The 20,951-nt window shown below is 40.8% G+C and carries 16 protein-coding genes and 1 tRNA gene; 6 read left to right on the forward strand and 11 right to left on the reverse strand.

What is annotated here, in order from left to right:
* The first annotated feature begins 223 nt into the window (after positions 1–223).
* A complete protein-coding gene (gene mfd / locus BDE36_RS01460; RefSeq protein ID WP_141813462.1) occupies positions 224–3,571 on the forward strand; it encodes a transcription-repair coupling factor in 3,348 nt (1,115 codons plus the stop codon).
* A gap of 114 nt (positions 3,572–3,685) precedes the next feature.
* On the opposite strand, the gene BDE36_RS01465 is transcribed toward mfd, so the two are convergent.
* The 4 genes from BDE36_RS01465 to BDE36_RS01480 are packed head-to-tail and all read right to left on the reverse strand — an operon-like array spanning position 3,686 to position 6,623.
* Positions 3,686–4,690, reverse strand: coding sequence for an energy transducer TonB (locus tag BDE36_RS01465; protein WP_128768149.1), 1,005 nt, complete (start codon positions 4,688–4,690; stop codon positions 3,686–3,688).
* 10 nt (positions 4,691–4,700) lie between these two features.
* Complete coding sequence (locus tag BDE36_RS01470) at positions 4,701–5,507, reverse strand: phosphatidate cytidylyltransferase (RefSeq protein WP_141813463.1); 807 nt, start codon at positions 5,505–5,507, stop codon at positions 4,701–4,703.
* Positions 5,504–5,716, reverse strand: a complete 213-nt coding sequence (locus BDE36_RS01475; protein WP_235833016.1) for a putative signal transducing protein — start codon at positions 5,714–5,716, stop codon at positions 5,504–5,506. The genes BDE36_RS01470 and BDE36_RS01475 overlap by 4 nt, the downstream gene beginning before the upstream one ends.
* Positions 5,700–6,623, reverse strand: a complete 924-nt coding sequence (locus BDE36_RS01480; RefSeq protein ID WP_161987513.1) for a CPBP family intramembrane glutamic endopeptidase — start codon at positions 6,621–6,623, stop codon at positions 5,700–5,702. Before BDE36_RS01480 ends, BDE36_RS01475 begins: the two co-directional genes overlap by 17 nt.
* Positions 6,624–6,688: 65 nt before the next feature.
* On the opposite strand from BDE36_RS01480, the gene dusB reads away from it, so the two are divergent.
* Together dusB and apaG are read left to right on the forward strand one after the other, a co-directional pair.
* Entirely contained in the window at positions 6,689–7,687 is a 999-nt protein-coding gene (dusB, locus tag BDE36_RS01485) for a tRNA dihydrouridine synthase DusB (RefSeq protein ID WP_128768146.1), read from the forward strand.
* A gap of 111 nt (positions 7,688–7,798) precedes the next feature.
* The gene (gene apaG / locus BDE36_RS01490) at positions 7,799–8,185 is read left to right on the forward strand and encodes a Co2+/Mg2+ efflux protein ApaG (protein WP_128768145.1); all 387 of its coding nucleotides are present in this window, start codon (positions 7,799–7,801) and stop codon (positions 8,183–8,185) included.
* Positions 8,186–8,400: 215 nt separating this feature from the next.
* On the opposite strand, the gene BDE36_RS01495 is transcribed toward apaG, so the two are convergent.
* On the reverse strand, positions 8,401–9,942 hold the full coding sequence (locus BDE36_RS01495; protein WP_141813451.1) for an IS1182 family transposase: 1,542 nt from the start codon (positions 9,940–9,942) through the stop codon (positions 8,401–8,403).
* A gap of 100 nt (positions 9,943–10,042) precedes the next feature.
* Positions 10,043–10,738 carry a zinc metallopeptidase gene (locus tag BDE36_RS01500; RefSeq protein ID WP_128768144.1) on the reverse strand — a complete coding sequence of 232 codons (696 nt, stop codon included), beginning with the start codon at positions 10,736–10,738 and terminating at the stop codon, positions 10,043–10,045.
* A gap of 251 nt (positions 10,739–10,989) precedes the next feature.
* Here BDE36_RS01500 and BDE36_RS01505 point away from each other — a divergent pair, with 251 nt between their 5' ends.
* Positions 10,990–12,333 carry a DNA recombination protein RmuC gene (locus tag BDE36_RS01505; protein ID WP_235904431.1) on the forward strand — a complete coding sequence of 448 codons (1,344 nt, stop codon included), beginning with the start codon at positions 10,990–10,992 and terminating at the stop codon, positions 12,331–12,333.
* Positions 12,334–12,344: 11 nt separating this feature from the next.
* On the opposite strand, the gene thiL is transcribed toward BDE36_RS01505, so the two are convergent.
* Together thiL and nadA are read right to left on the reverse strand one after the other, a co-directional pair.
* Complete coding sequence (gene thiL, locus BDE36_RS01510; RefSeq protein ID WP_128768143.1) at positions 12,345–13,382, reverse strand: thiamine-phosphate kinase; 1,038 nt, start codon at positions 13,380–13,382, stop codon at positions 12,345–12,347.
* A 247-nt stretch (positions 13,383–13,629) separates the two neighbouring features.
* Positions 13,630–14,622, reverse strand: coding sequence for a quinolinate synthase NadA (gene nadA, locus BDE36_RS01515; protein ID WP_128768235.1), 993 nt, complete (start codon positions 14,620–14,622; stop codon positions 13,630–13,632).
* A gap of 411 nt (positions 14,623–15,033) precedes the next feature.
* Here nadA and nadB point away from each other — a divergent pair, with 411 nt between their 5' ends.
* Positions 15,034–16,620, forward strand: coding sequence for an L-aspartate oxidase (gene nadB, locus BDE36_RS01520; protein WP_141813465.1), 1,587 nt, complete (start codon positions 15,034–15,036; stop codon positions 16,618–16,620).
* 76 nt (positions 16,621–16,696) lie between these two features.
* On the opposite strand, the gene BDE36_RS01525 is transcribed toward nadB, so the two are convergent.
* Positions 16,697–16,769, reverse strand: a tRNA-Gly gene (locus BDE36_RS01525).
* Between the two features lie 26 nt (positions 16,770–16,795).
* Between BDE36_RS01525 and BDE36_RS01530 the strand changes: the two genes are divergently transcribed.
* The gene (locus BDE36_RS01530) at positions 16,796–17,347 is read left to right on the forward strand and encodes a gamma carbonic anhydrase family protein (RefSeq protein WP_128768141.1); all 552 of its coding nucleotides are present in this window, start codon (positions 16,796–16,798) and stop codon (positions 17,345–17,347) included.
* On the opposite strand, the gene BDE36_RS01535 is transcribed toward BDE36_RS01530, so the two are convergent.
* Both BDE36_RS01535 and mnmG read right to left on the reverse strand, forming a co-directional pair.
* A complete protein-coding gene (locus BDE36_RS01535) occupies positions 17,298–18,932 on the reverse strand; it encodes an Ig-like domain-containing protein (protein WP_141813466.1) in 1,635 nt (544 codons plus the stop codon). The genes BDE36_RS01530 and BDE36_RS01535 overlap by 50 nt on opposite strands.
* Positions 18,933–19,064: 132 nt before the next feature.
* Complete coding sequence (mnmG, locus tag BDE36_RS01540; RefSeq protein ID WP_141813467.1) at positions 19,065–20,927, reverse strand: tRNA uridine-5-carboxymethylaminomethyl(34) synthesis enzyme MnmG; 1,863 nt, start codon at positions 20,925–20,927, stop codon at positions 19,065–19,067.
* Between the last annotated feature and the right edge of the window lie 24 nt (positions 20,928–20,951).

A 20,951-nucleotide genomic window follows, 5' to 3' on the forward strand; every position in this document is an offset into this window, starting at 1 on the left:
TATTTGTTCCTTAACCGGTGAAATTTTCTTATATTTAAGTTAAATGACCGTTATCGCCGGCAGCAACATTCAAGGGTCCATGATAAACGTATAAAATCAGGAAACAAAAACAGAAGCCGCGCATTTCTATAATACATGCCGTTTTACCAGCGTTAAAATTAAGCTGCGGCACATGGATAATTGCTGACGGCAAAAAATTTATATTTGCGGCTGATTTTAGAAAGTGAACGTACGGGAAATATTAGATCTGTATAAAAAAGATTCCAGGATTGAAAAACTAGCGGCAGTTTTAAATTCGGGAAAGAATCCGCGGATTCATTTAAAAGGGCTCATCGGATCCAGCGATGCTATGGTTGCTACTGCCTTTTACTTTTTGCAGCACCGGAACATGGTATTTATAATGCCCGACCGCGAAGAAGCAGCTTATTTTCAAAGCGACCTTGAAAACCTTTTTGAAAAAGAAATATTACTCTTCCCTTCCTCATACCGCAAACCATTCGATTTTACGCAACCGGATAGTGTGAATGTTCTGCAGAGGGCAGAGGTGTTAAATGAGCTCATCCACGCCACAGAATTCGGAAAGCTGATCGTAACTTACCCCGAGGCGCTGGCAGAAAGAGTAATTAACCGGGTCTCTCTTGAGAAAAACACGCTCGAAATTGCCACGGGCAATAAGCTGAGCATCGATTTTATAAATGAATTCTTAATAGAGTACGATTTTGACAGGGTTGATTTCGTTTACGAGCCAGGTCAGTTTTCTATCAGGGGAGGCATTGTCGATATTTTCTCTTTTTCGCACGACCTTCCGTACCGGGTTGAATTCTTTGGCGATTTTATTGAAAGTATCCGTACTTTTCAAATCGAAGATCAGCTTTCACAGGAACAGGTAAAAAGTATCACCATTGTTCCTAATGTACAATCGAAATTTCTTACCGATCATAATATCTCTTTGCTGGAGTATATAGATGCCGATACCTCCATCTGGTTTAAAGATGTACAGTTCACCCTCGATATCCTCAGCACAGGTTACAAAAAAGCGGTAGAGTTATGGAAAGCGTTATCGGCAGCAGATAAAAACAAAAACCCTGATTGGATAGATCCTAAATTCAACTTCACCGATGAGAAGCTGCTGGCAGATCAACTTAAAGACTTCCCGGTAACCGAATTTGGCAAGCAGTTTTTCTATCAGCCTACCGAGGTTATTGAATTTGAAACCAAGCCGCAGCCCTCTTTTAATAAAGATTTCAATCTCCTGATTCATAACATCCATCAGAATGAATCAGAGAAAATAAGCAATTTTATCTTTACCGATTCGGCCAAACAGGTAGAACGCTTATATACTATTTTCGCCGATATCGATAAAACGGTAAAGTTTACCCCGGTTAATATCTCCCTTCGGGAGGGATTTCTAGACTATAGCTTAAAGATCGCCTGTTATACCGATCACCAGATTTTCGATCGCTATTACAAATACAAACTCAAAAAAGGATATGCCCGCTCGCAAGCTATTACCCTGAAAGAACTCAGAGAGCTAAAGCCGGGCGACTATATCACCCATATTGATCATGGTATCGGTAAATACGCCGGACTTGAAAAAGTGGAGGTGAATGGCAAAACCCAGGAAATGATCCGCCTGATCTACGCCGACAATGACCTTCTTTATGTGAATATTAACTCCTTAAACCGCATTTCTAAATATTCAGGTAAAGAAGGAATGGTTCCCAGGATGAATAAGTTAGGGACAGACACCTGGGAGAAGCTCAAAAAAACGACAAAAAAAAAAGTAAAGGACATCGCCCGGGACCTGATTAAGATTTACGCCTTGCGTAAAGCACAGAACGGAACCGCGTTCCTTCCTGATACTTATCTCCAGACTGAGCTTGAAGCATCTTTCATTTATGAAGACACGCCCGACCAGGAAAAGGCCACGGCCGACGTAAAGAAAGATATGGAATCGCCCCATCCTATGGACCGTCTGGTATGCGGCGACGTGGGCTTTGGAAAGACTGAAATTGCCGTGAGGGCCGCTTTTAAGGCTGTAGCCGACAGCAAACAGGTAGCAGTGCTTGTTCCTACTACTATTCTTGCCCTGCAGCATTATAAAACCTTTAAATCGCGTTTGAAGGATTTTCCCTGTAACATAGATTATGTAAATCGTTTTAAGTCTAGCAAGCAAATTAAGGATACACTAAACAGCCTACAGGAAGGAAAGGTCGATATTATCATAGGTACCCACCGCCTCGTAAGTAAAGACGTAAAGTTCAAAGACCTCGGCCTTCTTATAATCGATGAGGAACAGAAATTCGGAGTCGGTGTAAAAGAAAAACTCAAGCAGCTGCGAGCCAATGTAGATTCGCTGACTTTGACGGCCACACCTATACCACGCACATTGCATTTTTCGCTGATGGGAGCGAGGGACCTCTCTATTATAGCCACCCCTCCGCCAAACAGACAGCCGGTAGTTACAGAATTGCATGTCTTTAACGAAAAACTCATCAAGGAAGCTGTCGAATTTGAAGTCGACCGGGGAGGGCAGGTATTTTTTATTCACAACCGGGTACAGGATCTTCCTCAGCTAGGGGGATTAATTAAAAAACTGGTACCAAAAGCGCACATAGGTATAGCGCACGGACAGTTGGAAGGAGAGCAGCTGGAGGATGTTATGCTGAAATTTATAAACGGCGAGTACGATGTGCTGGTGGCCACCACAATTATTGAAGCCGGTCTGGATATTCCAAATGCCAACACTATCCTCATTAACCATGCCCACATGTTTGGACTAAGCGATCTTCACCAGATGCGTGGCAGGGTTGGCCGTTCCAATAAAAAAGCGTTCTGCTACCTGTTAAGTCCTCCGCTTTCAACCTTAACACCCGAAGCAAGAAAACGCCTCAGTGCAGTCGAAGAATTCTCCGACCTTGGAAGCGGTTTCAATATTGCTATGCGTGATTTGGACATTAGAGGCAGCGGAAACCTCCTCGGTGCAGAACAGAGTGGATTTATTGCCGAGATTGGGTTCGAAATGTATCATAAAATCCTCGACGAAGCCATCCAGGAGCTGAAGGACGACGAGTTTAAGGACCTTTTCAAGGACGAAAAGCCCCGTCCTGTTATTTCTTTCACTCAAATAGATACCGATCTGGAAGTGTTGATACCAGATAGTTATGTAACCAACATTACAGAACGATATAACCTCTACACAGAGATTTCCAAGCTCGAAAACGAAGAACAACTTGAAGCGTTTACCCAGAACTTAGCCGACCGTTTCGGTCCCGTACCAAAGCAGGTGAGGGAGTTATTAAATACTTTAAAGCTGCAATGGCTCGGTAAGGAAATCGGTTTTGAGAAAGTGTCTTTCAAAAAGCATACTCTGAAAGGTTATTTCGTGTCCGACCAGCAGTCGCCCTACTTCGAAAGCAACCAGTTCGGCAACGTTCTTCAGTTCGTAAAAGCAAATGAACGCCGCTGTAACCTCAAAGAAGTAAAGAAAACCTTAAGAATTGCCGTAGAGAACGTCAAAGACCTGAACGACGCAATAGAAGTGCTGGAACAGATGTACTATGGGGCTTAGACGTCGCGTAGTATCAAGATATTAGTATCAGGTATCAAGACGAGCGTTTATCCTGATACTAGCATCTTGATACTAAGATCTTGATACTCGATACTACTATCTTGATACTAATAATCATTCCAGCTGAAAAGTCACCGGCAGAATGCAGTAAGTTCTAACCGCACTTCCTTTGATCATTCCGGGCTTCCACTTTGGAGAACTTCTTAAAACCCGGATAGCTTCTTCATCACATCCGCTGCCGATACCCTGCTTCACCTTAATATCATTTATAGATCCGTCTTTCTCAACAATAAATGAGAGGTAAACCTTCCCTTGGATATTATTCTGGCGGGCTGCAGCCGGGTACTTAATATTATTGGAAATATATTTATTCAATTCGCGCTGGCCTCCGTTAAACTCGGGAGCGGATTCAACAAGATTCATATCGTATACCTTCGAATCGGCATCCTGAGACACAACAGCTGGAGAAGCCTCTATCAGTTCTGTATTCAATAAAGCCGAATCAGGTGCTACTTTATTAGCCACCTCATTACGAACCTCTATATCTCGCAAAGATTCTATTTTTCCTTCCTCATCAATGATCATTTCATATTTAATATCTGCCGAGTACTGTTCCCTGACAGAGGGTTTGAAATAGGATTCTTTCGTCCAGTAGCTCGCGATAATTTTCGAATCTTTTCTTTCAAAATCCAGGGAAGATACAACCCAGTTGCGACTGAAATTATGCATATCAGCCAGTCGTTTCCAGTATATATCTTTTAAACGCTGGTAATTAAGATTGTGATAATTGTAGAAAGTGACCGTAATTTTCGCAAAATAGCTTGGTGGATCAAAATACCCCTTACGCTGATCATAGTAGAAGGCTTCAATAAACTTAACCAGAGAGGCCCTGACCTCCTCGTCACTCATCGACTCGCTCTTGTTAAGAATAGATGAGTTTCCCTCGTCTAAAACCTTTTCGGGCACTTCATCCTTTCTGAATATTTTCCAGGGGTCGTCTACAAAGAGAGTCAGATATCCCATTATCAGGATCAACAATCCCAATCCAATGCCCATATATAACAGTGAACGGTCCTTGTATACCGGTACTTCTTCTTCAGGTTTTTCAGTTTCTTCCATTTCCTATGCGTTAGACAGAAAAAATCAAATATAAATAAACATACACCAGGGGAGCTGACAAAAGCAATCCATCGAAACGGTCAAGTAATCCCCCGTGACCAGGTAATAACGATCCTGAATCCTTAACATTCATACTTCGCTTCAGCATGGATTCAAAAAGGTCGCCAAAAGTCCCTCCCACCACAATCAGAAAAGAGATAACAGCCCAGTTCAGAGACGATAGTTCTGTAAACTGCGTGCTCAATATAAAAGCAACCGCCAGACTGGTGATCATCCCACCGAAAAACCCTTCCCAGGTTTTCTTCGGTGAGTGGCGTTCAAAAAGCTTATTCTTCCCTAACTTTATGCCAAAAAGGTAGGCGCCGGTATCGCTGGCCCATAAAAGAAGCAGAAAGCCCAGCGAATAATGAAAGCTGTACTCTCCGTTGCTAAAAGCTGCTGCAGTATAAAAACTAAAGGGTACTATCACCATCAGGACCCCAAAAAAAGTATACGCTATAGAATGAAAAGGTTTCTTCTCCTTACGAAATAGTTCGCTGATACAGATCAGCACGGAAACCGGCACTGATATCAATATCCAATGAATATTATATCCGTAAATGAAATGAAGTATAACAGGTACAAAAATACTTAGGCCAAGCAGAATACCACCCGCACGTACAGGCCTTGTCTCTTCTGTTTTTACAAGCTGATAAAATTCATTCAGACTTAAAAGACTTAGTACTAAAAAGAAAATGGAAAAAGTAATCTCGCCCAGCAACACGGCCGAAAGCATAACTAATACAAAGAAAAAACCAGTAATGGCTCTTGTTTTCATAACTCCGAACTAATAATAATCTCGATCGCCCTGTTAAAATTACTCTGATGGACGTAGACCTCAACTTCACCTATACGATAGGGGAATCCCTGCTTATCGAGTACCACCGCATCCACTTCATGCTCGGTAAGAACCTGGCGCACAATTTCCGACTTAAAGTAGTCGTGTGAGGTATATACTTTCACCCATTCACTATCCATTTTGCTCATCAATTAAATTCGTTTTAGTACGGTAAGTGTAGAATGCCCATAAAATAAGAGAGGCGAAAACTATACTTACCACCACCATATAAGGTGAAGAATTATCCTGTATTTTATCCAGTTCTTCCAGCGACTTACCCTTCCTTTGAAGAAAATAAGCTCCCGTAACCGCAGTTCCGTTATTGATAAAATGTGCAAGTACCGGTATCCAGATGCTTCTGCTCCATACAAAGAGATATCCGAACAAAGCTCCAAGCAGCATCCGTGGTATAAACCCAAAGAACTGAACATGAATAGCGCTGAATAAAATAGCAGCAATCCATATGCCCAGGTGATAGTTTCCCGTCCACCTGCTGAAAATATTCTGAACGCCCCCTCTGAAAACCAATTCTTCCCCGATGGCCGGAATCAGTGCAATGATAAGCAGATTTATCAGAAAATCGGATATGCTATTCATTGTCAGAAGCTGCTTTGTCATATTTTCAAGCTGATCCTCTTTTTCTCTCATCCAGTTCTCGAGTCCCCTTAAAAACTCAGGAAGATGCATGTTTTGGTTTATCCGGATCGTCCACTCCAAAAAAGGAGATGAAACGAACATGATCACTACAGTTAGCAAAATGAGCTGAACACTGGCATTCTTGTAATCTCCAAAATAGTTAATCCCATATTTTCGTTCCGTCCACGATAAAATGAGAGGCGGGAGAATGAACGCACCTGCAGAAGTGACTCCCTGGATCAATCGAAGCATACCAGTATCTACATCACCTGCTGCAATAGCAAGAATATCTTTTCCATACATCAACGAGGCGAGAAAGAAAGCTATAAACGCAAAAACTATATAGCACGTTAAAAATAATAATATCAGCAAAAGCAGAGAAGTTAAAGGATGACGTTTGATTGACCCGTACTGAGGCATATAGCTGTATATTTTTGTACTTTTGCAGTTTAAACTTCGCAAAGATAAAGTATTGAGCATAAGTGATGCCGGTAAAAATAGGAAATATTGATTTAGGTGAGTTCCCGCTGCTGCTGGCACCAATGGAAGACGTGAGTGATCCTCCGTTCAGGTTTGTATGTAAACAAAACGGCGCAGATCTGATGTACACCGAATTTATCTCATCGGAGGGTCTTATACGCGACGCCGCTAAAAGCCGGCAGAAGCTTGATATTTTTGAATACGAACGTCCAATCGGGATACAAATATTTGGGAGTAACATCGAGTCTATGCGTGAAGCTACTGAAATAGCGTCTCAGGCAGGCCCCGATCTTATCGACATCAATTATGGATGCCCGGTAAAGAATGTTGCCTGTAAAGGCGCCGGCGCCAGCTTGCTTAAGGACATTGATAAGATGGTAAAAATGACAAAAGCTGTTGTTGAAGCCACTCACCTGCCTGTAACTGTTAAAACGCGTCTTGGATGGGATGATAACAGCAAAAATGTTTATGAAGTTGCCGAACGGCTTCAGGACGTAGGTATTAAGGCATTGACTATTCATGGCCGTACCAGATCTCAAATGTATAAAGGACAAGCCGACTGGAGCCTGATTCGAGAGGTAAAACGTAATCCGCGTGTTGCTATTCCAATATTTGGAAACGGAGACGTAGATTCTGTGGAAAAAGCCGCCAACTGGCGACTTGAATACGAAACAGATGGAATAATGATAGGTCGTGCAGCTATTGGCTACCCATGGATATTCCGGGAAATAAAACATTTCTTCAATACAGGTGAACTCCTCCCCGGGCCTACTATAACGGAACGGGTTGAAGTGTGCTTAACTCATCTCGCCAAATCCATCGCCTGGAAGGGAGAAAAAACGGGCATATTTGAAATGAGGAGGCATTATTCTAACTATTTTAAAGGCACTCCCAATTTCAAGGAGTACAGAATGAAATTAGTTTCACTGGAAGACGTTGCCAGTATATTCGAAGTACTGGAAGAGATAAAAGGAAACTATAACGAAGCCGAAATCCTGCAATAGTACGGTTTTTTTGTTGTCCTGATATCAAATTCATTATACTTCAGTATCTTAAAAATAAGATGGCGTGATTTTTGCCGCAGTTTCGTACGTTTAAAATAATAGATTTTCACCATGATCACACAAATTACTGAAGGTGTAAAAATATCGGTAGAAACGCTCTATCAACCAGAATATTCAAATCCTGCGAACGATCATTATATGTTTGCATATAAAATTAACATTGAAAATCTTACTGAATACAGTGTACAGTTAATGCGCCGCCGTTGGTTTATTTTCGACTCTAACGGAACCCACAGAGAAGTAGAAGGAGAAGGAGTAGTGGGTTTACAACCTGTAATAGAACCCGGCTCATCACATGAGTACGTATCAGGATGTAACCTGAAGACCGACATGGGAAGTATGAAAGGATCTTATGCCATGAAACGATTGGCAGATCAGGAAGAGTTTGAGGTTAGCATCCCCGAATTCGCTATGATAGCGCCTTACAAAATGAACTGATCATTCAACGGTCTAAATAATCCTTCAGTAGTTTCTAATTCATTATAAAAAAGAAGGGGGTGTCCAAAAAGGCACCCTCTTTCCTTTTACAAGAGAGTAGGAGTTTTTCAGATTCTTATGAAATAGCTTTTCACTTTATGTTTAATGCAGTTAATTGCTGCATTAGATCGTATAGACATTGTGTTATCATGATGAATCGCGTCAATTTAGGCTTTTTAAGCAGCTTTTGCTGCCATTTTCCTTAAGTTATGTGCTATGGCGGCCAGTCCGAACTCGATATTTACTTTAGGGAGTGTACGTAGTCTGAATCGATTGAACCTGTTATTGCTTTTTAGTTGACCAAATACAGCTTCTGGTTCTATCGCTCTGTTCTTTCTGAGCCTAACACCTTCTTCACTTAACAGCTTTTGCTTCACTTTCTCCTTAAAGGCCCTTAAGGCATGGTTGACCTCAATTTTACGGTCTTCATCGCCTTTATAACACATTTTCCTGAGCGGACAGCCCTGGCAGCTCTCTGTTTTGTAACAGCTCACCTTAGATTTATACCCCAGCTCTGAGATGCGCTCAGATTCCTCCATTTTGATCATACGTTTGCCTGCCGGACATATAAAGTAATCCCCTTGCACATCGTAGGGCAGGTTTGAGGCATGATATATATTCTTTTTAAAGCTGCGTTTTTGTTCTTTATGAAAGTAATTGTACTTGATAAAAGCCTCAATATCATTATCCTCCATCCACTGGTAGTTCTGCTCGCTTCCATACCCTGAGTCTGCCACTACTTTCTTTGATTGTTTATTGTAATGTGCTTTGAACTGCTCCAGGTGGAGGGTCAAAGTGGCAGTATCTCCGGCACGCTGGTGAATGGAAAAGTTGGTAATAAACTGATTCTCGGTACTAATCTGGGTATTATAAGCCGGTTTAAGCTGGCCGTTTTTCATATGGTCTTCCTTCATCCGCATGAAAGTAGCATCCTGATCGGTCTTGCTGTAGCTGTTGCGTGTGCCTAAAGTTTCCAGTTGCGCTTCATATTTCTCAAGTCGGGGAAGTGCATCTTTTTCAAGCTTCTTAACCTCTTTTTTTTGTTGCTTGTTCAGCTCTGCCAAACGACCGTTCAGTTCATCTATCCTGTTCTTAAGTTCCGTTGAACTTACAGGAACGCCTGGCTTTTCCGGTGAGGCCAGTTCCGCTTTATCATGCTTTATAGACCTATCTATATCCCCAAGTACTCCGGTTATTTTTTCTTCCAGCTTTGCTTTATTCTTCTCTGTAGAGCCTTTCCATACAAAGGTATACCGGTTCGAAGCCGATTCCAGCTTGGTGCCGTCCACATACTGGATATCAAGACTGACATAGCCAAGATCAGCCATCAAACGGACCAGTTCTGCAAACAGATGCTGGATCTTATCCTTTAACCGCTTACCACGAAAATCGTTAATAGTGCGGAAATCAGGGGTACTGTTGCCTGATAGCCACATGAAGTGGATATTTTCCTGCAGGGCCTGAGCCATCTTTCGACAAGAATAAATATTACAGAAGTAACTGTAGAAAAGTACTTTAATTAGCATTCTGGGATGAAAGCTGCTGGTACCGCCGCCTTTATATCCTGAAAGAATATCATCGATATTAAGTGATTCAACAACTTGGTTAACAATACGGACAGGATGATCTGATGGAATCCGATCCCCTATGTTCGAGGGAAAAAGCACAACCTGCTGCGAGGTTAACGCCTTAAAATGTACATTTGATCTTGTTTTCATTAGCACCATTAATTTACGAATTAATGGGAAAACAAAAAAGGGTGTCCTTACTTTTTGGACACCCTCTTCTTTTTTATATACTTTTTATTTAACCGGTCACTTAATCTCTTCTTCCTCCGAATAGCATCATGCCGATATACAGCAACTGAGCAAGCGACCCTAAAGCAGCAACTACATACGTCATCGCAGCCCACCATAAAGCATTTTTAGCCTGGTCATGTTCTACGCTCGTCTGCATGATACCACGGTTAGTCTGTAGCCATGCAAGAGCACGGTTACTTGCATCAAACTCAACGGGAAGCGTCACCAGACTAAACAATGTCATCAGAAGCATTGCCCCGAATGCAATAAGTAACAGGTTATATCCCATACTGGACGCTGCCATAACAAGACCGAGCATGAAAACCCACTGCAAAAGATTTGCAGCAATATTAACTACTGGTACCATAGCCGAACGGAACTGAAGCCAGGAGTATGCTTTGGCATGCTGAACAGCATGACCACATTCATGTGATGCAACAGCGGCGGCGGCAATACTTCTTCCATTATATACTTCGGGGCTAAGATTGACGGTTCTGTTCTGAGGATTGTAGTGATCTGTCAGCGAACCTTCAACAGAAATGATCTTAACATCGTAAATCCCATGGTCGTGCAGCATCTTTTCAGCTACATCCCTTCCAGTCATCCCTGAAAGTAATGGGGTTTCAGAATATTTCCTGAACTTGCTTTTAAACCTGGCCTGCACGATAAAACTGATCAGTGCTACACCTATAAATATTATTAAACCTAATCCCATCGTTGTTAAATATTTGTTTCTATCAATAACGAACAAAAAGCGTTCCCGATATGAAATTACAACTATTTCTTTACAAATGACACTTATATCGCTGTAACTGTTACATTAAAGACTGACAATTCTTCATATTCCATGGACGGCTTAAACACTTAATTCAAGTTTAATTATTCCGGAGTTCTTCTTTTTCCGGCTATCGGAAGACCATTTTTATTCTGAAGATCTTTTAACTATTTTTGATAAAATATTTAGCAATGGATATTACTTATATAATAATTATAATTATTTTCTTAGTATTTATAACGGCTGTTAGCGCTATTAAAAATCGAACTTACCGGTCCGAAATAAAGTTTATAAAAACAGAAACGGAACAGCTAAAAATCAGTCTTGCAAAAGCAGAAGAAAAGATCAGCAATATTCATGCAGAGAAGGAAAGCATGGTCTTAATGTTACAGCAGGAACAGAAAAGACTGATTACCGAACTACAGACAGAACGACAGAACTTAGCAGATATCAACCTTTCTTACGAGAGCAGCCGTACTTACCTCAAGGTGCAGAATGAAAAAATCAAGGAACAAAAAGAAGAAATTGAAAAACTTCACGAAAAATTGAATAAAGACTTTGAATTACTGGCCGGCAGGATATTGGAAGAAAAAAGTCAAAAGTTTACTGAGCTTAACCGGGCCAACCTCGATCTGCTTCTTCATCCCTTAAAAGAAAACATCAAAGCTTTTGAAAATAAGGTCGATAAAGTATACCAAACGGAAGCTGCAGAAAGAAATATTTTAAAAGGTGAAATATCAAAGCTGATGGAATTGAATAAGCAAATTAGCGACGAAGCAAATAACCTTACCAAAGCACTGAAAGCCGATAGTAAAAAACAGGGTAATTGGGGAGAAGTAGTCCTCGACAGGATCCTGGAAGCTTCCGGCCTGATACAGAACGAGAGCTACATCAAACAGAGCAGTTTCACCGACGAAAATGGAAACAGGCTTCAACCAGATGTGGTGGTCACCTTACCCGACAACAAGCATCTTATTATCGATTCAAAAGTATCTCTAATCGCTTATAACAAGCTCGTAAATTGCGAGACAGAGATTGAAAGAATACAATATCTGAATGATCATATTACTTCTATAAGAAGCCACATTAAGAACCTGTGCAGCAAAAATTATTGTGATTTATATAGTATCAATTCACCTGACTTCGTTTTACTTTTCGTTCCTATAGAATCATCCTTTGCAATTGCGGTTCAGCATGATATAGAGTTATTTGAGTTCGCCTGGAATAAAAGAGTAGTAATTGTAACGCCATCTACTCTTTTAGCTACCCTCAAAACCATTTCATCGGTGTGGAAGCAGGAACAACAAACCCGAAATGCGATAGATATAGCTACCCGCGCCGGAGCACTCTATGACAAGTTTGCAGGTTTCCTTGATGACCTGAAGAAAATAGGGGATAACCTGGATAAAGCAAAAGATGCATACTCCGATGCCTTCAATAAACTTTCTTCGGGTAATGGAAATCTTATAGGCCGTGTAGAAACATTAAAAAAACTGGGAGCTAAAACCTCAAAGCAGATAAGTAATGAGATTTAAGTTATAACTTACTACTTAAACGAATTCCAGCCCTGTGCCTTTAATGGATGAACAATGCCCGATTTGGATATAATGTTCATTCCGGCGGCTTTCTCTGTTATATTACCAATAATGCTGATATCGGGGTCGTTCTTTATTTTATCGTAATCCGACTGGCGAATAGTAAATAACAATTCATAGTCCTCACCTCCACTCAAGGCACAAACTGTAGGATCCAGGTTAAACTCTCTTGCAGTTTCATAAGTCATCGGATCGAGCGGTATTTTTTCTTCGTAAAGATTACAGCCTTTTTCAGACTGTGTACAAATGTGGATAACTTCTGAAGAAAGGCCGTCAGACACATCTATCATGGACGTTGGTTTAACGCCCAAACTTTTAAGTAGCAAAACAATATCTCTTCTCGCTTCAGGCTTCAGCTGTCTTTCAACAATGTAATCTTTTCCTTCCAGATCAGGCTGTATCTGGGGATTTTCCAGAAATATATTCTTCTCCCGCTCTAGTAACTGGAGTCCTACATAGGCTCCGCCCAGGTCGCCCGAAACACAGATCAAATCACCTTCCTCTGCTGTATTCCGGTAACAAATATCCTGCTCATCAGCATAGCCTATACTGGTTACGCTAATTACCAAGCCTTGTTTTGATGAACTGGTATCCCCGCCTGCGATATCCACATTGTACTTTTTACAAGCTATAAGCATTCCTTCGTATAATTCCTCTACCGCTTCCAACGGAAATTTGCTCGATAAGCCCAGCGATACCGTTACCTGAGTAGCTATACCGTTCATAGCATAGATATCGCTCAGGTTCACCTGGATGGCTTTATAACCAAGGTGTTTCAGGGGTGTATAAGCAAGGTCAAAATGTATGCCTTCCAGCAGCAGGTCCGTTGAAATCAACACTTTCTTCCCTTCAAAATCTAAAACGGCAGCATCATCGCCGGCTCCTTTTATAGTTGAGGGGTTTGTTAAGGTTATATTCTTTGTCAGGTGATCAATCAAACCAAACTCACCCAGTTTACTTATATCCGTTCTTTCTTTATTCTCAAACATATTTGTTAGCTAACGTTAACAGCTATTGGCTTTTGGCAATTAGCTATTAGCTTTATGATGCAATCAGCTTTTAGCCATCAGCTATCAGCTGTATAATTCTATTATCTGTCCAAAAATGGATCACCAGCAGCCTCCATTTTCCAGCCTATCCACATCTCAATTCTCAAATCTAGTATCTCAAATCTTTTCTTATATCTCAATTCTATATCCTGATACTTGATACTAATATCTTGATACTACATACCCCTCACAGTCCCAGCCGCTCCGAAATTTCCAGCATTCTCTCTATTGGCCTCCTCGCTTTTTCTATGATATCCATTGGAACCGTTACTTCAGGAATTTCATTTTTCATGCATAGATAAAGTTTTTCCAGAGTATTTCTTTTCATGTGAGGGCAATCATTACAGGCACACGTGTTATTTGGCGGTGCGGGTATAAAAACCTTATCGGGATTAGCCTTCTCCATCTGATGAATAATACCGCTTTCCGTCGCAACGATAAATTCTTTAGCATCGCTTTTCTGTGTATATTTCAACAAGCCGGTTGTCGAACCTGCATAATCAGCAAGCTTTAATACCGCTTCCTCACATTCAGGATGAGCTATAAATTTCGCTTCAGGGTGTCGTTCTTTCAGTTTTACAATTCGCTGCAGTGAAAATATTTCATGAACCATACAAGCTCCGTTCCACAAAACCATATCTCTGCCAGTCATTTTTGATACATACCTTCCCAGGTTCCTGTCCGGACCAAAGATGATCTTCTGATCTTTGGGAAGGCTATCAACAATCTGAACAGCATTAGATGAAGTACAAACGATATCGCTTAAAGCTTTCAATTCTGCCGAACAATTAACGTAGGTTATTACAATATGATCTGGGTAATTCTCCTTAAACTTCGAGAAAAGATGCGGTGGACAGCTGTCAGACAGCGAGCACCCTGCTTTTAAGTCGGGCAATAAAACTTTCTTGTATGGAGAAAGGATCTTTGCTGTTTCGGCCATGAAATGGACCCCTGCAAATACGATGATCTCTGCATCGGTCTTTGCTGCCTGCTGAGATAAACCCAAACTATCTCCGATATAGTCCGCAATATCCTGAATATCGGGCTCCTGATAATAGTGAGCAAGTATAACGGCATTTTTTTCCTTTTTTAGTTTTTCAATCTCATCAAAAAGATCCAGACTTGGATCAATGGGTTCGTCTATAAAACCCTTCACATTTAACTCTTCAAAAATATCCATTCTCGACATTACAATAAAATACAATTACTTTTTAAAAAGATATCTTATGATTTATTAGGGTGTTAGTAATGTGAAGAAGAAGCCAAACAAAAATTTGGAATACTTTGTTCTCCCCCTTCTTTCAACATGTTATTAACATTGTTAACTATCCAAGATACTGTAGAATAAGCAGATATATTTTTCAAATTTTTCTTATTTTTTTTTTGATGTGGATTTTTACAATCTATGTAAAAGTTAACAACTATGGTTTATATGATGATAACTTTATTAAAATTCGTCTTAATTTGCATCAAATTCTGAAAGCAGAATTGTTGTTATAAATTATTGAACTTGTTTTTACACAAAATTAACATCTTTACCGTGTTTATCCACATAGGCGGGAAAAGATTACATTTTACAAATTAGTTTTCTATGAAATATGTTGATTTCTTGGTAGTCGGTTCGGGTATAGCCGGGCTTAGTTTCGCTCTCAAAGCAGCAAAGCATGGTAAGGTTCTGATAGTTACAAAATCTAATGAGGATGAATCGAATACCAAGTATGCCCAGGGGGGTGTAGCAGTAGTTGTGGATAAAGAGGATTCTTTTGAGAAACATATTGACGATACACTTATTGCAGGTGATGGATTGTGTAATAGGAGCGTTGTTGAAATAGTGGTGAAGGAAGGCCCGGCCCGCATTCAGGAGATTATCGATTATGGTACTAATTTCGATAAAACAACACAGGGCATATATGATTTGGCAAAAGAAGGAGGCCACTCAGAGCATCGCGTTTTGCATTATAAGGATATTACCGGGTTTGAGATTGAAAGAGCGCTCCTTGAACAGGTTCATAAGGATCCAAACATCGAAATATTGACACATTACTTCGCCGTAGAACTTATTACGCAACATCATTGCGGAACATTTGTGGATAGGCGATCGGATGATATAACGTGCTATGGTATTTATGCATTGAACACGCGCTCAGGCGTTGTTGAGAGAATTCTATCAAAAGTTACGGTAATGGCCAGTGGGGGTGCGGGACATATTTATTCTAATACCACTAATCCTACTATCGCTACCGGCGACGGGATAGCAATGGTTTACAGAGCGAAGGGAAAGGTGAGAAATATGGAATTTATTCAGTTTCACCCTACTGCTTTGTATAATCCGGGAGAATACCCATCGTTTCTTATTTCCGAAGCTGTAAGAGGCTTTGGTGGTGTTTTGAAAGACAGGAATGGGAATGAGTTTATGCAGCTTTACGACGAGCGTAAATCCCTCGCACCGCGCGACATTGTTGCCAGGGCTATTGACTCGGAAATGAAAAAGTCCGGTGACGATTTTGTATACCTTGATATCAGGCATCGCAGTAAAGAAGATATATTGAACCATTTTCCCAATATCTACGCGAAATGCTTGAGCATTGGTATTGACATGACGAAGGATATGATCCCCGTAACGCCTGCCTGCCATTATATGTGTGGGGGGATATTAGTAGATGAATCCGGAAGATCGTCAATAAAGAGGCTCTATGCGTGCGGGGAATGCTCCTCCACAGGTTTACATGGTGCTAACCGCCTGGCGTCCAACTCGCTTTTAGAGGCAACGGTTTTTGCTCATCGTATATATAATAGTGTAGTGTCCGAATATGCCGGTAATGTTATTCCTGATACGATTCCTGAATGGGATGAAACGAATACTCAGCTCTTGAATGAAGATATACTGGTAACACATAACCTTCGCGAAACTCAAAAGATTATGAGCGATTATGTTGGCATAGTACGCTCTGATTTTAGGTTGGAACGGGCAATGAGGAGGTTAGGACTTCTTTACGAGGAGACAGAGGATTTTTATAAACAGACCAAGCTTTCAGTTAAGCTTTGTGAATTACGGAATGTGATTCAGAGCGCCTATATCGTAATTAAGTCGGCGATGAAAAGAAAGGAAAGCCGCGGTTTACATTATACCACTGATTATCCTGTTCATCAGGAGACACCGGTAGACACGGTGTTATAGAAGCAATATTATACCGCAGACATTCTTACAACGTCTGCGGTATAATAGTAAATTAAATTGTTGTAATTGTTTAACGAGCGGAAAACGGGATTCGAACCCGCGACCCTCAGCTTGGGAAGCTGATGCTCTACCAACTGAGCTACTTCCGCATTCAATGAATATTTAGTGTAAATATATGCCACTTATTTTATCTGTCAAGGGAAAATTTCCAATTTTTGGTCGGGACTGCTTTATTGCAGAGAATGCAACGGTAGTTGGTGAGGTAGAGATGGGAAATAACTGCTCGGTTTGGTTTAATGCAGTAGTCAGGGGAGATGTTAATTATATTAAAATTGGAGATAATGTTAATATACAGGATGGGGTTGTAATTCATTGTACATACCAGAGAGCGCCTACTATTATAGGTAACGATGTATCTATAGGCCATAATGCTCTTGTACACGGTTGTACGCTTAAAAATAATGTGTTGATAGGTATGGGATCTATTGTTATGGACCACGCCGTTATAGAGGAGTTTTGCATTATAGCTGCCGGGTCGGTGGTACTTGAAAACACCATCTGCGAATCAGGGTATATATATGCAGGCACCCCCGCCCGTAAGATTAAAGCGGTCAGTGAAGAACAAAGGGCAATGTTAAAAAAGCTCCCTCAAAATTATATCATGTATTCCCAGTGGTTTACGGAACCGGGGGAGGGATCGTCAGCTTCTCTTCAAGATCCCAGTTAGCACGTAGTGTTATTTCGGTATTGCTGTTCCAGGTGAGTTCCGGTTGTCGTCTTGCCCGAACGTCTCCTGTGTCCCATTTTCTGTTTTTGTTATCATCATACACTACCCTGAAATGATATTTTCCGAGTGAATAAGTTGTATAATTTATCGTTTGATTTTTATTTAGAGGCGTTTCTTTTATGATATTGTCTTTGTCGTCAAGCAGCTGTACTATATAACTTTTGCTCGTGTCTGGTACCGTAACCGACAAAGAAAGATTACCGTAATTTAATACTTCGTCGAGGATGAATTGCTTGGTATAGGTTTTGTTAAAACCTCCGAATTTTCCTCCTATGGCATTAGTATCAATCTTGAGGATATATTGCCGCTCTGTCCGCCAGGGATACCTGAAAAGGTACTTCCTTGTTGAAAGGCTGTCTTTGATAATACGAAGTCCGCTTACCGGTATAGAATCCTGGAGCAAACTAATTTTTCTGGGATCAATTGATCCTACTGGTGCGGAAAAGGTGAGTATTAATTCTCCGCCCGGCTTTATTTTGTTTGAAGGATTATTGTCAGCTATTTTTATTTCCCGGTCATATTTATCCCTGGAGTTTCTTCTGATGATCGTGGTGTCCAGCGGAGTTCCTTTGTCTATCACCGCTACTTTTATGGAGTCGAAGTCCATCGATTTTGTCCATAGCGCTACGGTATCTTTAGTACGGCTGAATTCAACTATCTTATCTTTATCGAGTTCGTTGGGATGTAATATGCTGATTGAAGGTTGCTCTAATTTCTTGCTAAAGATGTAAGTTACCCGGCTGTCTTTTTCTATTTTTCTATCCGTTATCCTGAAGATTTTAGGTTCTTCTTTAAACAGGGCCAGCTTCACGCCTGCTATATTGTTTCTTAAAACGACTGAATCAACGAGAAATGCTATTTCTTCATTTGACGAATTATAAATCCTATCACCGCTCTCTTCTTTCAGTGCATAAACACGGTAAGTGTCGGGTCTCAGGTATTTCAAACTAAAATTTCCAGATGAATCGGTTGTGGTAAACAGGTTAGCTCTTCTTTTGCCGAAGATCGTATCCTGGTTCACCGGAATGATAAAAACTGTGGCATCAAGAACAGGTTTCTTTGTTAGTGTGTTGGTAACCGTTCCACTGATAGACAAAGAGTCGATTTTATTTCCTGTAGAAAAAACATACATATAATTCTTAAGCACGTTCCCCTCATTATAGTCAACAAGACCTCTGCCAAAGTTTATGGTGTACGTAGTATTTGCGGCGAGCGTGTCCTGAAATTTTATGTTGAGCGTTTTTCCTTTGACTTTGTAATAGGGACTTCTGTCCTGCGCAGGTGACATGCTGAACTCCTTCGACTCATTACTGATTTTAAAGTATTCATTGAAAGTTATGTTAATTTCTTTCGCTTTAAAGTTAAGAGTAAAATTCGCAGGAGTCTCTTTTAAAACTTTAGGAGGTTCCTTGTCTTTAGGTCCACCAGTAGGCTGCTGAATGCTGGCGCAGCCCGCAGCTAGTAAGATCAACGTAAAGACGGTTAAAAAATTTAACTTATAATAGTTGTTGTCAAATTTTAGCATTTATATGCGTTTTAAGCGGTTTTCTCTTTTGGATGAAGATTATGTTTCGGATTCTGAAAAATCGTCTTATATCAGATATATTAAAGCCGTTTTATTTCGTGTTTAATCTACTGTAAATCAGTTTGTTATAAATTATTTGGTCATATGTACCATTAAAACCGATATATCTGACGGTGAAACCCCCGAAATTCGGGATGCCTGGCCTAACGTTCTTGGTTTTATCTTCATTAGTTTTTCTCTTGCTTCTTTTGATAAGGATACCAGATTATGATAGTTGAAATCAGGATTGATTTCCTGGTCTTCCATACGGTTCATCTTATTTACGATCTCCATTTCTTTTTCGAAATAGCTTTCATACTTTACTTTAATTTCTGCTTGTTCGATAGTCTCCTGATCAAAGCTTTGTAGCAGATTGGCAAATTTTTCATTCGCTTTTCTCAGATCATTAATATTAATCTGCGGTCTTGTAAGCAATTGGAACATCTTTACATTCTGGCTGATTGGAGCTGTTTCTAAACTTTCAAGAAAGCTGTTTATTTCGCCAGGCACTACAGATGTGTTTTTCAGGAACTTCACTATCTCCGAAGAATCGCTTATCTTTTTATTTACTTTCTGCAATCTTTCGTCACTTATCAGACCCAGCTCATGTGCGATAGGAGACAAGCGAATATCGGCATTATCTTGCCTGAGAAGCAACCGGTGCTCTGCCCTGGAGGTGAACATACGATAGGGCTCTTCTGTTCCCTTTGTTACAAGATCGTCGATTAGTACACCTATATATGATTCTGATCTTTTCATGATCAGCTCATGTTTTTCATTTATTTTCTGATGAGCATTTATACCTGCAACGAAACCCTGGCTTGCCGCTTCTTCATATCCGGTGGTTCCGTTAATTTGGCCTGCCAAGAATAGGTTCTTTATCCGTTTTGTTTCAAGCGTAAGGTCAAGTTGGGTAGGGGGGAAATAGTCGTATTCAATCGCGTATCCCGGTCTGAACATTTTAGCTTTTTCAAACCCTGGTATCTTAGTGAGCGCTTTATATTGAACATCCTCAGGTAGCGATGTAGAAAAACCATTTACATATATTTCTACAGTGTTCCATCCTTCAGGTTCTACAAAGATTTGATGTCGTTCTCTCTCAGCAAACCGGTTTATCTTGTCTTCTATAGAAGGACAGTATCGGGGTCCGAGGCCTTTTATGCGACCGGTGAACATTGGCGATTTTTCAAATCCTTCTTTCAGTGCTTCATGAACCTCGCTATTTGTATAAGTTATCCAACAGCATCTCTCTTCTTTTGGCAGTTCAAAATCAGAAAAGGAGAAGCGGCCTTTACCGGTGTCACCCCATTGCTCTTCCATTTTTGAATAGTCCAGACTTCTTCCATCAACCCTGGGTGGGGTGCCGGTTTTCATCCTGCCAGCTTCGAACCCAAGCTCTATCAATTGTTCTGTTAATCCTGTAGCTGCTTTCTCAGCTGTACGTCCGCCCCCAAAGCGCTTTTCTCCTATGTGGATTAGTCCATTGAGGAAGGTACCATTTGTCAGTACCACTGCGCTGGATTCAATTTCTATACCCAGTGAGGTTTTGATCCCCGTTACCTGGTCGCCTTTAATTAAGAGCTCGTTTGCCGTATCTTGCCAAAAGTCGACATTTGGGATCCTTTCGAGTGCTAAACGCCATTCTTCCGAAAATCGCATGCGATCATTCTGTGTTCTTGGGCTCCACATAGCGGGCCCTTTTGAAAGGTTGAGCATTCGAAACTGTATAGTTGATTTATCAGCTATAATGCCCGAATATCCTCCCATAGCATCTATTTCGCGAACAATCTGGCCTTTCGCTACGCCTCCCATGGCTGGATTACATGACATTTGTGCAATTGTACCCATGTTCATCGTTACCAGAAGAACTGAAGATCCCAGATTTGCTGCTGCTGCCGCTGCTTCACAGCCTGCATGACCAGCTCCTACTACTATTATGTCGTACTTTTTAAACATATTATACTTTGTTCCACGTGGAAC

It is taken from the genome of Arcticibacter tournemirensis (assembly GCF_006716645.1).
In the GTDB taxonomy this organism is placed as follows: Bacteria; Bacteroidota; Bacteroidia; order Sphingobacteriales; family Sphingobacteriaceae; genus Arcticibacter; species Arcticibacter tournemirensis.

Excerpts from the sequence above, each read along its gene's own strand:
- BDE36_RS01505 (WP_235904431.1), top strand. The coding sequence starts at position 10,990 with ATGGATATTACTTATATAATAATTATAATTATTTTCTTAGTATTTATA.
- nadA (WP_128768235.1), bottom strand. The coding sequence starts at position 14,622 with ATGGATATTTTTGAAGAGTTAAATGTGAAGGGTTTTATAGACGAACCC.
- mnmG (WP_141813467.1), bottom strand. The coding sequence starts at position 20,927 with ATGTTTAAAAAGTACGACATAATAGTAGTAGGAGCTGGTCATGCAGGC.
- BDE36_RS01470 (WP_141813463.1), bottom strand. The coding sequence starts at position 5,507 with ATGAAAACAAGAGCCATTACTGGTTTTTTCTTTGTATTAGTTATGCTT.
- apaG (WP_128768145.1), top strand. The coding sequence starts at position 7,799 with ATGATCACACAAATTACTGAAGGTGTAAAAATATCGGTAGAAACGCTC.
- BDE36_RS01530 (WP_128768141.1), top strand. The coding sequence starts at position 16,796 with ATGCCACTTATTTTATCTGTCAAGGGAAAATTTCCAATTTTTGGTCGG.
- dusB (WP_128768146.1), top strand. The coding sequence starts at position 6,689 with ATGCCGGTAAAAATAGGAAATATTGATTTAGGTGAGTTCCCGCTGCTG.
- BDE36_RS01500 (WP_128768144.1), bottom strand. The coding sequence starts at position 10,738 with ATGGGATTAGGTTTAATAATATTTATAGGTGTAGCACTGATCAGTTTT.
- nadB (WP_141813465.1), top strand. The coding sequence starts at position 15,034 with ATGAAATATGTTGATTTCTTGGTAGTCGGTTCGGGTATAGCCGGGCTT.
- BDE36_RS01475 (WP_235833016.1), bottom strand. The coding sequence starts at position 5,716 with ATGAGCAAAATGGATAGTGAATGGGTGAAAGTATATACCTCACACGAC.
- BDE36_RS01495 (WP_141813451.1), bottom strand. The coding sequence starts at position 9,942 with ATGAAAACAAGATCAAATGTACATTTTAAGGCGTTAACCTCGCAGCAG.
- BDE36_RS01535 (WP_141813466.1), bottom strand. The coding sequence starts at position 18,932 with ATGCTAAAATTTGACAACAACTATTATAAGTTAAATTTTTTAACCGTC.
- BDE36_RS01480 (WP_161987513.1), bottom strand. The coding sequence starts at position 6,623 with ATGCCTCAGTACGGGTCAATCAAACGTCATCCTTTAACTTCTCTGCTT.
- BDE36_RS01465 (WP_128768149.1), bottom strand. The coding sequence starts at position 4,690 with ATGGAAGAAACTGAAAAACCTGAAGAAGAAGTACCGGTATACAAGGAC.
- thiL (WP_128768143.1), bottom strand. The coding sequence starts at position 13,382 with ATGTTTGAGAATAAAGAAAGAACGGATATAAGTAAACTGGGTGAGTTT.